The 12,652-nt window shown below is 64.3% G+C and carries 11 protein-coding genes; 8 read left to right on the top strand and 3 right to left on the bottom strand.

The features are described 5' to 3' along the window. Nucleotides 1-4: 4 nt before the first annotated feature. Both ACP99_RS21210 and ACP99_RS21205 read right to left on the bottom strand, forming a co-directional pair. The gene (locus ACP99_RS21210) at nucleotides 5-1,597 is read right to left on the bottom strand and encodes a glycoside hydrolase family 3 C-terminal domain-containing protein (RefSeq protein ID WP_049986157.1); all 1,593 of its coding nucleotides are present in this window, start codon (nucleotides 1,595-1,597) and stop codon (nucleotides 5-7) included. After that, nucleotides 1,579-2,229, bottom strand: coding sequence for a glycoside hydrolase family 3 N-terminal domain-containing protein (locus tag ACP99_RS21205; protein WP_081927285.1), 651 nt, complete (start codon nucleotides 2,227-2,229; stop codon nucleotides 1,579-1,581). The genes ACP99_RS21210 and ACP99_RS21205 overlap by 19 nt, the downstream gene beginning before the upstream one ends. Before the next feature lie 89 nt (nucleotides 2,230-2,318). Between ACP99_RS21205 and yicI the strand changes: the two genes are divergently transcribed. The 5 genes from yicI (at nucleotide 2,319) to ACP99_RS08350 (ending at nucleotide 9,727) form a co-directional block, all read left to right on the top strand. Then, on the top strand, nucleotides 2,319-4,658 hold the full coding sequence (gene yicI, locus ACP99_RS08370) for an alpha-xylosidase (protein ID WP_049986155.1): 2,340 nt from the start codon (nucleotides 2,319-2,321) through the stop codon (nucleotides 4,656-4,658). A gap of 68 nt (nucleotides 4,659-4,726) precedes the next feature. Next, nucleotides 4,727-5,860, top strand: coding sequence for an ABC transporter ATP-binding protein (locus ACP99_RS08365; RefSeq protein WP_049986154.1), 1,134 nt, complete (start codon nucleotides 4,727-4,729; stop codon nucleotides 5,858-5,860). A 52-nt stretch (nucleotides 5,861-5,912) separates the two neighbouring features. Continuing rightward, a complete protein-coding gene (locus ACP99_RS08360; RefSeq protein WP_049986153.1) occupies nucleotides 5,913-6,692 on the top strand; it encodes an IclR family transcriptional regulator in 780 nt (259 codons plus the stop codon). A 939-nt stretch (nucleotides 6,693-7,631) separates the two neighbouring features. Continuing rightward, entirely contained in the window at nucleotides 7,632-8,264 is a 633-nt protein-coding gene (locus ACP99_RS08355) for a TetR/AcrR family transcriptional regulator (RefSeq protein ID WP_049986152.1), read from the top strand. Continuing rightward, nucleotides 8,261-9,727, top strand: coding sequence for an MATE family efflux transporter (locus ACP99_RS08350; RefSeq protein ID WP_049986151.1), 1,467 nt, complete (start codon nucleotides 8,261-8,263; stop codon nucleotides 9,725-9,727). The genes ACP99_RS08355 and ACP99_RS08350 overlap by 4 nt, the downstream gene beginning before the upstream one ends. Nucleotides 9,728-9,849: 122 nt before the next feature. Here ACP99_RS08350 and ACP99_RS08345 read toward each other — a convergent pair whose 3' ends face one another. Then, nucleotides 9,850-10,089 (bottom strand): DUF7120 family protein, encoded by a 240-nt coding sequence (locus ACP99_RS08345; RefSeq protein ID WP_049986150.1) that lies wholly within the window; start codon nucleotides 10,087-10,089, stop codon nucleotides 9,850-9,852. A 245-nt stretch (nucleotides 10,090-10,334) separates the two neighbouring features. On the opposite strand from ACP99_RS08345, the gene rdfA reads away from it, so the two are divergent. The 3 genes from rdfA (at nucleotide 10,335) to ACP99_RS08330 (ending at nucleotide 12,645) form a co-directional block, all read left to right on the top strand. Further along, nucleotides 10,335-10,949, top strand: a complete 615-nt coding sequence (rdfA, locus tag ACP99_RS08340) for a rod-determining factor RdfA (RefSeq protein ID WP_049986149.1) — start codon at nucleotides 10,335-10,337, stop codon at nucleotides 10,947-10,949. A gap of 257 nt (nucleotides 10,950-11,206) precedes the next feature. Beyond that, nucleotides 11,207-11,971 (top strand): proteasome assembly chaperone family protein, encoded by a 765-nt coding sequence (locus tag ACP99_RS08335; protein WP_049986148.1) that lies wholly within the window; start codon nucleotides 11,207-11,209, stop codon nucleotides 11,969-11,971. A 251-nt stretch (nucleotides 11,972-12,222) separates the two neighbouring features. After that, complete coding sequence (locus ACP99_RS08330; protein ID WP_049986147.1) at nucleotides 12,223-12,645, top strand: CBS domain-containing protein; 423 nt, start codon at nucleotides 12,223-12,225, stop codon at nucleotides 12,643-12,645. Nucleotides 12,646-12,652 lie beyond the last annotated feature (7 nt).

The following is a 12,652-nucleotide window of genomic DNA, read 5'->3' as shown; positions in this document are numbered from 1 at the left end:
GCGGTTACGCGGTCCGAACAGTCGTGTCGGCGACCGACGGCCGCTCCGTCGGCGCGTGCGGCTCGCCGATCAGCTCGACGGTCTCGTGCTCACGCAGATCGGTCGCCGATCGACCCACCGCGAGGTCGACGCTGCCGGGTTCGACGAGCAGGCGGTCAGAGGGTGCGTACGTGGCCAGCGCGGCGGCGGGCAGGGAGAACTCGATCTCGACCCGATCGCCCGCGTCGATGGAGACCCGTCCGAATCCGACGATCTCCCGGCTCGGGCGGACGGAGCGTCCGCCGCGGTGTCCGGCGTACAGTTGTACGACCTCGGTGCCGTCACGAGACGAAACGTTCTCCACGGCGACCGACGCCCGCAGCGTCCCGTCGGTGGTCGTCGACGCTGCGTCGACGTCGAAGTCCTCGTACGCGAACTCGGCGTAGCTCTCCCCGTGTCCGAACGGGAACAGCGGGTCGGCCCGGGAGAACACGTACTCGTCGCCCGAAACCGGCGGCTGTCGGTAGTGGACCGGGAGCTGACCCACCGAGCGCGGGAGCGAGACCGGTAGCCGCCCGCCCGGGTCGGAGCCGAGAAGGACGTCGGCGATCGCAGCGCCGCCCTCCTGGCCCGGCAGCCACGCGGCGACGATCGCGCTCGCCCGTTCGACCACTTCGGGCACGGCCAGGGGGCGTCCGCTCACGAGGACGACGACGACCGGCGTTGCCGTCGACGCGATCGCGTCGAGTAGCTCGTACTGCCGTCCGGGGAGACCGAGTGTCGCCCGATCGAGGCCCTCCCCGGCCGTGCCCGAGGAGTCGCGTTCGACGTCGATCCCCGATCGACCGCCGAGACAGGCCACGACGACGTCCGCGTCGGCTGCGACTCCGACCGCCTCATCGACGTTGTCGGTCGGCCCCGCCCGAATTCCACATCCCCGCGCGTACTCGACCGTCCCCACTCGCTCGGACAGCGCCCCCCGCGGCGTCGTGACGGCCACGCCCCCGTCGCGCTGCTCCGCGCCGGCGTACGAGTAGTTCCCCAGCAGGTTCCGGGGCGCGTCGGCGCTGGGGCCGACCACCGCGACCGTGGCGTCGGTCGACAGCGGCAGGACGCCGTCGTTCGAGAGGAGTACCTGGGACCGCCGCGCGGCCCGGCGTGCGAGCCGACGAACCGCGTCGGATTCGAACGCCTCGTCGGTCGACGAGGGGTCAGGCAGCGGGTCGGTGAACAGGCCCGCACGGACCTTCTGTCCGAGGTGACGGCGGACCGCGCGGTCGACGAGCGACTCGTCGACGTCGCCCTCGGCGACGGCCGCGACCAGCCGGTCGCCGAAGCACTCGGTCTCCGGCAGTTCGACGTCGATCCCCGCCGACAGCGCCCGCACGCCGGCTTCTCTCTCGTCGGAGGCGACGCCGTACTCGGTGGCCAGGAGTTCGATGCCCCGCCCGTCGGAGACGACGGTGCCGGTGAAGCCCCACTCCTCGCGCAAGATTCCGGTGAGAAGCCGGTGATTCGCGTGGCAGGGCACGCCGTCGACGGTGTTGTACGCGGCCATCACCGACGGCGCGCCCGCCTCGAGGCCGGCCCGGAACGGTCTCAGGTCGGCGTCGCGCATCTCCCGCAGGGAGGCCGTCGGCGACCGCGGTTCCGTCCGCCGGCCGGCCGCCCGTGGCCGACGAAGTGCTTGAGCGTCGGATCGACCTCCGCCTCGCGGAATCCGGTGACGACGCTCTCAGTCATCGCCGACGCGAGCGCCGGATCCTCGCCGAACGTCTCCTCGATGCGGCCCCAGCGCGGTTCGACGCCGAGGTCCGCCACCGGCGAGAGGGTCAGTTGGCAGCCGACGGCGCGCAACTGATCGCCGACGGCTGCGGCGACCTCCTCCGCGAGCGACGGGTCCCACGTACTCGCCATCCCGATCGCCTGGGGGACGACGGTCCCGCGCCGCCCGGCGTAGCCGCAGAGGCTCTCCTCGCGGACGAACGCGGGGATGCCGTACGGCGTCTCCGCGCGCAAGAACGACTGAACGTCGGCGACGACGTCCGCGAGCGCAGACGGCGAGAGTCCGCTCTCCCGGCCCACGCGCGTCACGCGACCGACGCCGTGCGGGATCTCCGCTCGGGCTCGCTCGGGAGAGAATCGGCCGTCTTCCAGCAGCGATCCGATCCGCACGCTCCCGAGCTGTGCGACCTTCGCTTCCAGCGGCAGTTCCTCGACGAGTCGGTCCACAGCGGGAGTAGCGGCCATCGTTCTGCGGTAATACACCCCCCGGGATCAAAAAATCGCGCACCCGACGGAGTAGTTTTATTACCGAGAGCCGCGCCGTCGTTGGTACGATGAGTGAACGCATTACCGTCGACGCCGTGGCCGACTACGCCGTCGAGGACCGAACGGTACGCCTCGAGTGCGACGTGGTCGCCCCGGAGTCTGCGACGCCTCGCACCGTTCCGGTGACCCTGCAGCTGTACGGCCCCCGAACGTTCCGGTTCGAGCTCCAGGCGAACCCGGAGGTCGCCGCCGAGAGCGAGTATCCCCCGCTAGACACCGACGCCGTCTCGACGGAATTCGATCTAAACGTCGTCGAGACCGACGAGACGCTCCGGCTCGAAACCGGCGCGCTCGACCTCTCGATCGGCCTCGACGAGTGGTCGTTCGTCGTCAGGGACGCCGACACCGGCGACGTCGTCTTCGAGGAGCAGCGCTCCGACCCGGACGTGTTCGGACGCCAGCGCGTCGAACCGCTCGGCTTCTCACAAGAGGAGATCAACCACAACCCGCGGCGGGTGACCGAGACGGGCACCGCGTTCCGCCTCTCTCCCGACGAGAAGATCTACGGCGCGGGCGAGCAGTTCGTCGAGTTCGACCGTCGGGGGCGAGAGCTGGACCTCTGGCACGAGGAGCCGCTCGGGACCGAAACCGAACGGGCGTACAAGAACATCCCCTTTCACCTCTCGTCGAAGGGCTACGGGATGCTCGTCGACACCACCGCGCGCGTCAGCTACGACTTCGGGAAGTCCTCGACCGCGTCGGGGACGGTGTCGGTCGGGGAGGACCGGTTCGCGTTCGTCTTCTTCTACGGGCCGGATTTCCGGGACGTCATCCGCCGGTACACGGCCCTCACGGGCCGTCCGTCCCGCCCGCCGAAGTGGGCGTTCGGCACCTGGATGTCCCGTCTCGGATACGAGTCCCGCGAGGAGTTAGAGGCCGTCGCCGAGCGCCTCAGAGCCGAGTCGATCCCCAGCGACGTGCTCCACCTCGACCCGTTCTGGATGCGCGAGCAGAAATCGACCGATCTGGAGTGGGACACCGACCAGTTCCCCGACCCCGAGGGGATGATCGACGGGCTCCGCGAGGACGGCTTCCGGCTCTCGCTGTGGGAACACCCCCACGTCCCGGTCGGTACCGAGGCCTTCGCGGAGGGCGCTCGGGAGGGGTATTTCGTCGAAGACGGCACCGGAAAGCCGTACGTGATGGACCACACCTGTCAGGGGGACTACCGCGGGGCCCTCGTCGACTTCACCGATCCGGCGGCGGTCGAGTGGTGGAAGGACAAACACCGCCGGTTGTTGGAACAGGGCGTCGCCGTGTTCAAAACCGACTACGGCGAGTACGTCCCCGAGGACGCGGTCTTCGCGAACGGGAAGAGCGGGCGGACGATGCACAACCTCTACCCGTATCTCTACAACGAGGCGGTCTACGAGGTCGTCGGAGAGGTCAACGGGGCGCGAGAAGCGCTCGTCTGGGGTCGTTCGGCCTGGACGGGGAGCCAGTCGTTCCCGATGCACTGGGGCGGCGATCCGCAGACGAGTTGGAACGGAATGAGCGCGGCGCTCCGCGGGGGCCTCTCTGCGTCGTTGTCGGGGATCGCCTTCTGGAGCCACGACATCGGGGGCTTCCGGGGCACGCCCAGCGACGCGGTGTACACCCGCTGGGCGCAGTTCGGGCTGCTCTCCTCGAACGCTCGCTGCCACGGGACGACGCCGCGGGAACCGTGGGAGTTCGGGGAGGAGGCGCTCGACATCTTCCGAGAGTACGCCCGGTTGCGGTACCGCCTGCTGCCGTACCTGTACACGTACGCCGAGATCGCCGCGCGGACCGGCCTCCCCGTCGTCCGACCGCTCGTCTTAGAGTACCAAGATGACCCGGCGGTACACCGGCTCGACACCCAGTACCTGCTGGGTACGGACATACTCGTCGCGCCGGTGTTCACCGACAGCGGCACCCGCTCGGTGTATCTGCCCGAGGGCGAGTGGCGGGACAGAGCGTCCGGCGAGCGATTCGACGGCGGCACGTGGATCGAAACGGCGGTCGAACTCGACGAGATGCCGATATTCGTCCGGGCGGGGAGCGTCGTCCCCGAGCGCGAGCCCACACAGTCCGTCCAGCCCGGGACGCCGGACCACCTCGAACTGGTGGCGACGCTCTCGGATGGTGAGGCCAGCGGGCGCGTGTACGACGTCGATGCGGACGCGCTTGTCGAGGTGGAAGTCGAACTGGGGAACGGAACGCTGTCGGTCGATATCGGTCCCGTCACTGCAGACCGGGTTACGGTCACCGTCTCCGACGCCGATCCGGAGGCGGTCACCGTCGACGGGGAGCGGGCGACCTCGGTCGACGCCGACCCCGAGGACGGCGAGTGGACGGTCACCGACTCCGTCCTCACGCTCGTGGTGTGACACGTTCCGGAGGAGTGAATTTATTAGGAGAGGTGTTAAACAGTCGCGTAATACCGCTACCAAACACCATGGGACGCTTACAACTGAACGATCTGACGAAGGTGTTCGAATCGGACGGCAGCGACATCGTCGCGGTCAACGAGCTCAATCTCGATATCGAGGACGGCGAGTTCCTCGTCCTGGTCGGGCCGTCGGGCTGTGGGAAGTCGACGACGCTTCGGTGTATCGCGGGACTGGAGCAGGCGAGCTCCGGACGCATACTGCTCGACGACCGCGACATCACGTACGAGAAGCCCAAAGATCGAGAGATGGCGATGGTGTTCCAGAACTACGCGCTCTACCCCCACATGTCGGTCCGGAAGAACATCGGATACGGTCTGAAGATCACGACCGACCTCTCGAAAGACGAGATCGACGAACGCGTCGAGGAGACGGCCGAACTACTCGAAATCCGCGAGTTGCTGGAGAAGGAACCGGGCGATCTCTCGGGCGGACAACAGCAGCGCGTCGCCCTCGGCCGGGCGATCATTCGAGAGCCCGAAGTCTTCCTGATGGACGAACCGCTGTCGAACCTGGACGCGAAGCTCAGGACGACGATGCGAACCGAGATCCAGCAACTCCAGCAGGATATGGACATCACGACGATATACGTCACCCACGACCAGACGGAAGCGATGACGATGGGTGACCGCATCGCGATCCTCGATCAGGGCAAACTACAGCAGATCGGTGAGCCGTTGGAGTGCTACCACCGGCCGAAGAACCGCTTCGTCGCCGGGTTCATCGGCTCGCCATCGATGAATTTCCTCTCTGTCGAGCAGAACGGGCGGGTCCTCGACCACGACGAGTTCAGCTATCGGATCTCCGAAGAGACCCAAAGCGCGCTCGCAGAGAGCAGTCAGAATCTCACCCTCGGCATTCGACCCGAACACATCCGCCTCGTGAGTTCGGATACCCAGAACGCCGTCAGAACCACCGTCGAGGTCGTCGAGCCGATGGGTGAAGTCACGTACGCCTACTTCGATATCGGCGAGCAGACCTACACGGCCAGCATCGAGGGCGAGCGCAGAATCAGTGCGGACGAGGAGGTACACGTGGTCTTCCCCGAAGAGAAGATCCACATCTTCGACGGGCGAAGCGGCGAGGCGATCAAGAACAGCGAACTCGGCGACGAGACCGACACGACCGCCGTCCAGGCCTGAGACCGTTTGCTTCTCGCGAACAATTAAGTGCCTCCTCGCTATACCCTCGCGTATGAGCGAAACACCGGGCGAAGCAGAATCGGGGCGGCGGGTACAAGCGGTGCAGATCTCCTGCGACATCATACAGGCGCTCCGTGAGAAGGACGGTGCCGGCGTCTCCGAACTCGCCGAGCACCTCGACCGATCGAAGGCGACGATCCACAGTCACCTGACGACGCTGGCCGACAACGAGTTCGTCGTCAAGCGGGACGACAGCTACGAGATCAGTCTCCGGTTCGTCGACATCGGGGAGTACGCCAAGAGCCAAGTCGACATCTACGAGGTGACGAAGAAGGAACTCGAGCGCCTCGCCGAAGAGACGGGTGAAGTGGCGCAGTTCATGGTCGAAGAGCACGGCCGGGGCGTGTATCTCCACAAGGCGAGCGGCAAAAACGCGATCCAGACCGCCTCCTACGTCGGAAACCGGAAATACCTCCACTGCACGGCGCTCGGGAAGGCCATACTCTCGCAACTGCCCGAAGAGCGCGTCGAGCAGATCATCGATCGGCACGGCCTCCCCCAGCGCACCGAGAACACGGTGTCGACGCGGGAGGAACTGTTCGACGCCCTCGAAACAGTCCGTAGAGAGGGCGTCGCCTACGACGACGAGGAAGTCCTCCAAGGCCTCCGCTGCGTGGCCGCTCCGATCAAGCACGCGAACGGCGACCTGCACGGGGCGATCAGCATCTCCGGACCGACGAGTCGGTTCAAAGGCGACAGGTTCCACGAGGAACTCCCCGAGGTCGTTCAGGGGGCCGCGAACATCATCGAAGTCAACGCGACACAGCTCTAGCGTTCGCGCCACGCAAACACGTCGTATACTCGACTCTCCGGTCCGCACCGAACTCGTTTGACCAATCACGTAGAGAGTAAGCCCGATACCGACCGCTGTGAGATATTCGCAAGAGCCAAACGAGGGATTCAGTGCGACCTTGCTGTACTCGGGCGCGGGAGTCGGGAGTCACCCAAGCACTTCTGGAGATAGGAGCCACCACCTCCCCTCAGGACTGGACGACCTCAGAGTCCGTTCGGGAAATTCGTTCGCGTGTGCCGAACTGACACGCTCGACGCGTAGTGGGTATCGTCGACCCGTCGTGGCGACCCGGTCAAATTGGAATAACTTGAGTACACTTGTTATTCACTATCCGATCTACGTCTGGCATTGACCCGGAAAGAGACATTGCAACATAGAGGGCGAATACGACGAGCCGAACAGACGCTACTATCACTTTGTGATTGATTTTGATTCTTGGGTAATATAAGATTAAATAGATGTTAGTATATTATATAATAATACCAGCTATGACAGCTAATTCTCTATAACCTCGTATAATCGCAATTTTACCAAGTATACTACACAATTCTGATGGGAGTATTCATATATTATTTCTGGTGTTTCAATATAAATCTATTTTATTTTATATTTCATCGAGTTAGTATATGTCATCAGTATTGAATTTTCTCATCTAGCCGACGGATGGTGTCTGTCGACCCCCGCGCCCGCAACGAATGCACAGTCAGAAAATTCAGCGAACGATTCGTGAGGAGTGTGAGGCGGTTCCGACCCACTCGACGACTTCACGGGAGATTTGAGTTATCGACCATTCAGACGGAGAGATAGCCAACTGTGGGTCGAGACATCGGCTCACACGGGGGGTCGAAAGCGGGGCGCACATCGAACGGTTTTTGACTGACCGGACAGTCAGTTTCGGTAACGAATGGAGCGTCAGGGATGACCGAGGACACGGCGACCGACATTCTCCACGCCACCCACGACGCGCTGTGTACGCACGGGTACGCGGAGGTGACGATGCAGGACATCGCCGACGAGGCGGGACTGTGCAAGGCCTCGATCCATTATCACTACGACGGCAAACACGAACTACTGTTGGCCTATCTCGATCACCTCTACGAGCGGTTCGAGGATCGACTCACCGGTATCGGAGGGGACGCTCCGGAAGCGCGTCTCCACGCGCTCTTGGACGCGTTCGTCACCGGTCGCGAGGACGCACCCGCCTTCCGAACCGCGCTGCTCGAAATCAAGGCCCAATCGCCGTACGATTCGGCGTTCAGAGACCGACTGGAGCGGTTCGACGAGGCGTTCTCGGCGGAGCTCCGATCGATCCTCGAAGACGGGGTCGAATCCGGAGCGTTCAGGGAGGACGTCGATCCGGACGCGATCGCGTCGTTTCTGACGACGTTCGTCAACGGGGTCCAGACGAGACAGGTCGGCGTCGGCCATCCGCCCGAGGCGTCTGCGGCCGCGTTGCGGACGTACATCGACGAGACGCTGCGCCCTTCGGGATCCGCCGACGAAGTCGAATCAGGGACTGAGCCGATCACAACGGGGCGTTCGACCGAATGAGCCTCCTCGACCGGATCAGCTCGCTGTTCAAGGGCCCCGACGAGTTGAACCTCACCAGCGGCGACATCGGGAAACCGCTGTTTTACCTCTCGCTGCCGATCGTCATCACGAACCTCCTGCAGACGGCGTACAACCTCGCGGACACCTTCTGGCTCGGTCAGTACAGCACCGAGGCGTTGGCGGCGATCAGTTTCGCGTTCCCGATGGTGTTTCTTCTCATCTCGCTCGGGATGGGACTCTCGGTCGCCGGGAGCGTCCTCGTCGCCCAGCACATCGGCGCGGGAGAGGAAGCAGAGGCGGAGTACGCGGCCTCACAGACGGTCGCCTTCGGCGTGATCGGATCAATCCTCCTCGGGGTGTTGGGCTACTTCGCCGTCGGACCGTTCATCGACTTCCTCGGGGCCTCACCCGACGTGCTCCCGCTCGCGACCGGGTACATGCAGGTGATCTCCGTCGGGATGCCGTTCATGTTCGGGTTCTTCGTGTTCATCGCGCTGATGCGCGGCTACGGGGACACCGTGACCCCGATGCTCGTGATGCTGGGGTCGGTCGTGCTGAACATCGCGATCGACCCGATCCTGATCTTCGGCTTCGAGGACAATCCACTCTTCGGAATGCTCGGACTCCGCGGCGTCGAGGCGTCGCTGTTCGCCTCGACAGGGTACACGGGGTCGGGCGTCGCGGGCGCGGCGGTCGCGACGATCTTCTCGCGCGCGCTGGCGTTTGTCGTCGGCATCGCGGTGATGCTAGAGGGCGTCCGGGGAGTGATGATTCACCCCAGCCAGATGCGTCCCGACCTCGCGTACCTCCGACGCCTCCTCGACATCGGCCTGCCGGCGTCGGTCGAGGTGACCGGGCGGTCCCTCTCGGTCAACCTCCTGCTGCTCGTCGTCGGTATGTTCCCGACGACAGTCGTCGCGGCGTTCGGGATCGGCGTCCGCGTCTTCTCGGTGATCTTCCTGCCCGCGATCGCCGTCGCGCGCGGCGTCGAGACGATGACGGGTCAGAACATCGGTGCCGGAAAACCGGACCGCGCGGGGACCGCCGCGGACTTCGCCGCGAAGACGATGTTCGTCGTCCTCACGGGGCTCGGGGTCGTCGCGATCTTCGCCGCGGAACCCCTAGTGGCCGTCTTCACGAACGATCCCGCGGTGATCGACGAGGGCAGCAACTTCCTCCGGTGGGTCGCCCCGAGCTTCGGGTTCATCGGCGTGATGCGCGCGTACTCGGGCAGCTTCCGCGGGGCCGGAAAGACCCTCACCGCCGCCGCGATCTCGATCGTCATGCTCGGGCTGATCCGGATCCCGGTGGCGTACTTCACGTCGCTGGAACTCGGCGCGGAAGGGATCTGGATCGCGTTCCCGATATCGAACGTCGCCGGGGCACTCATCGCCTTCGCGTGGTACCGCTGGGGCACCTGGCGGACGGGGTCCGTGCGCCGACCGGCACCGGCAGACGACTAGCGGCCGCGGTCCACGAGGATCACGGCCGTGCGGCGAGGGTCGGGAGAATACGAACTGTGCGACACAGCGATTGGGGAGCCGCCACTGCGCCGTGCCGCTCGAACCGACTCGGAGACTGCGGCTTACAGTCTGTCGTCGTCGAGGTCGCCGGGGTCGGACGCGGTGTCGAAGAGGTTGTTCTCCGCCCCCTCCATGAAGTCGTCGCCGGGTTCGCTGTCGTCGACGACGTCGACGTTGTACGCGTCGATTCCCATCGTGAGCAGTTCCTCGACGGCCTGTTCTTCGGTGACGAACTCCTCGTCGACTAACTGTTCGAACTCGCTCAGCAGTTCGTCAGGCAACGTGACTTCGACGATTGGCATTAACCCGGGGTTCGGTCTCGGGGTACTTGAGTGGTGGGCTTCGACCGGACCAGTTCGATCGAGGGCGCCACGATCGAGGATCACTGGCGGTAGCCGAGCACCGACCTCGGAGAGTATTTATCAAATAGAATGGTATACTATAAATTCGGAATTTCAGGAAGAGACGAGTGGCATCGAATACCGTCGTCCCGCCGGCTCAGACGCGTCACTGACACATTTACATTGGTCCGGAGCAACGGTCGAATATGAGTGAAACGCCCGACCCGACCCGCTCGAAGGTCGGCCGCCTCATCCACGCCTACGAGATGGATGGCGTCGATCAGGAACTCGAGGACAGGTGGACGGGAAAGGGGTACGAGAGCCAGAGCCTCCGATCGCTCGCGGACTGGTTCAACCGACGGCTGCTCGCCGCGAAACTCGAACAGTCGGGCGAGACACCGATCGACGGCGAGGTCGCGAATCTCTATCGGCTCCTGACCGACGACGACGTGACCGCGGGGATGCGAGTCGACGCGGAAGCGACCCTCGAACGGAACGGGATCGACCCCGAGACGGTTCGAAAGGAGTTCGTCTCACACCAGGCCGTACACACGTATTTGACCGAGTTCAGAAACGCCTCGAAGGAACGGTCCAGCGGGGACCGAATCGAAAACGTCCGGACCACCGTCCAACGCCTCCAGAGCCGTCTCGTCGCGGTCGTCGAGAACAACATCGAACAGCTTCGCTCGACTGATCGCCTCACGCTCGGCGATTTCAGCGTCCTCGTCGACGTGCAGGTGTACTGTGAGGATTGCGGTGCCAGCTACGGGATCGCGGATCTCCTCGACCGTGGTGGGTGCGACTGCCAAAACGACTCCTGAAGCGCCGAGTGGATTCGGACGGACTATATCAACAAAAGATGACGTGTGAATAGACAGCTGTAATCTGATATAATTAGGTCAGCGTCTGTCGAACTAATCGTTCCGCGCTGCTTCACTCCTCACAGACGCTTCTATCTCGTCCGTCGCGGATTCTCGATCGGCACTCGCCTGTCCGACGGTTCAGCCGTCGACCGATCGAAGCGCGAGCGGGTGCTCGGGATACACTGAATACCGAGAAACCCGACGTACTCGATACGATGTCACAAAGAGACGTGTCAGTCACGTTCGAGCGTGTCACCGAGTTCGACGCGGCGAAGCCGACGCTGATCGAGGGCCTCCCGGGCCACGGGTTGGTCGCAGCCATCGCGGCGGACGTCATCACCAGACAATTGGATCTCGAACACCACGGCAACGTCATCTCCGCTGATTTCCCGCCGATCACCTCGTTCAAGGACGGACGGGTCCGAGACCTCGTCAGGGTGTACGCGGGCGAGGATCCGGCGGTGATGACCCTACAGAGCGACGTGGCGCTCCCCGGCCAGTCGTTCAGGGCGCTGAGTCGCTGCATCCTCGACGACCTCTCCCAGGAGTTCGAGCGGGCCGTCTTCCTCGCCGGCGCGCCCGCCGAAACCGAAGCGCAGATCGGCGACGTCGTCGGGGTCGCGACGACCGACGACGTCGAAGCCCAGCTCGAGGACGCCGGCATCGAACTCGCGGAGGGGCTCGGCTTACTCGGCGGAATCACCGGTGCGCTGGTATCGGAGTGCAACCACGCTGGCGTTCCGGCCGCCGTCCTCGTCGTGAAAGCGAATCCGTACCTCCCGGATCCGGCCGCGGCGCGGGCGGTCATCGAGGACGCGCTCGAACCGCTCGTCGACTTCGACATCGACACCACGGAACTCGAGGCGCAGGCAGATCAGATACGGTCGCAACTGGAGCAGATCGCACAGCACTACCAACAGATCGCCGCCGAGCAGCAAGCGGGCCTCGAAGAGCCGCGCGGGCCGACGATGTACCAGTAGGCGCCCGCTTCAAACCCTGAGTCGGGGTAGGCACCGACTGTGAGACGTAACAGACGTACTTTTGTTACCAGTAGCAGCGGCGTACCCGTCGACGTGGCACCTCCAATAGCGGTGGCACCGCGAGCGGGTGGATCCTCGAACCGACCTGCGACAGAACCGAGATCCCGACCTCGGCACGTGGCACGGAGACGAACCACAGCATCTGGCACGTAGAATTATCAGACCGTCGCCCGAACGTCCGACGGAGGACGATGCCAGTAACAGACGTCTCACGAACGGGCGTAATGACCGCGAACCGAGAGCAGTCGGCGGGGAACCTCACGAGCGTGATGAAAGAAGAAGACGTTGGAAGCGTCATCATCGAGGAAGACGACCGACCCGTCGGAGTCGTCACGGATCGGGACCTCGTGCTCGAGGTACTCGAACCGCGTGCGGACCCGACTGAGGTGACGGCAGGGGACATTATGACTGACGCCCCCGTGACTGTCAGCGGCGACACCGGCGTCTTCGAGACGATCAGACAGATGCACGAGCACGCAGTCCGGCGGATGCCGGTAACCGACGAGAGCGACGCCCTCACGGGAATCGTGACGCTGGACGACTTGGTCGTCTTGCTCGCGGACGAGCTGGACAACCTCGCCGGCGTCATCGAAAGCGAGTCGCCACCGTATTGACTGAGAC

Source organism: Halobellus rufus (assembly GCF_000739575.1).
Taxonomy (GTDB): Archaea; Halobacteriota; Halobacteria; order Halobacteriales; family Haloferacaceae; genus Haloquadratum; species Haloquadratum rufum.
This window is presented reverse-complemented; position numbering and strand designations above follow the sequence as displayed.

Coding starts and splice junctions, on each gene's coding strand:
- ACP99_RS21205 (WP_081927285.1), bottom strand. CDS start 2,229: ATGGCCGCTACTCCCGCTGTGGACCGACTCGTCGAGGAACTGCCGCTG.
- ACP99_RS08330 (WP_049986147.1), top strand. CDS start 12,223: ATGCCAGTAACAGACGTCTCACGAACGGGCGTAATGACCGCGAACCGA.
- ACP99_RS08355 (WP_049986152.1), top strand. CDS start 7,632: ATGACCGAGGACACGGCGACCGACATTCTCCACGCCACCCACGACGCG.
- ACP99_RS08335 (WP_049986148.1), top strand. CDS start 11,207: ATGTCACAAAGAGACGTGTCAGTCACGTTCGAGCGTGTCACCGAGTTC.
- rdfA (WP_049986149.1), top strand. CDS start 10,335: ATGAGTGAAACGCCCGACCCGACCCGCTCGAAGGTCGGCCGCCTCATC.
- yicI (WP_049986155.1), top strand. CDS start 2,319: ATGAGTGAACGCATTACCGTCGACGCCGTGGCCGACTACGCCGTCGAG.
- ACP99_RS21210 (WP_049986157.1), bottom strand. CDS start 1,597: ATGCGCGACGCCGACCTGAGACCGTTCCGGGCCGGCCTCGAGGCGGGC.
- ACP99_RS08365 (WP_049986154.1), top strand. CDS start 4,727: ATGGGACGCTTACAACTGAACGATCTGACGAAGGTGTTCGAATCGGAC.
- ACP99_RS08360 (WP_049986153.1), top strand. CDS start 5,913: ATGAGCGAAACACCGGGCGAAGCAGAATCGGGGCGGCGGGTACAAGCG.
- ACP99_RS08345 (WP_049986150.1), bottom strand. CDS start 10,089: ATGCCAATCGTCGAAGTCACGTTGCCTGACGAACTGCTGAGCGAGTTC.
- ACP99_RS08350 (WP_049986151.1), top strand. CDS start 8,261: ATGAGCCTCCTCGACCGGATCAGCTCGCTGTTCAAGGGCCCCGACGAG.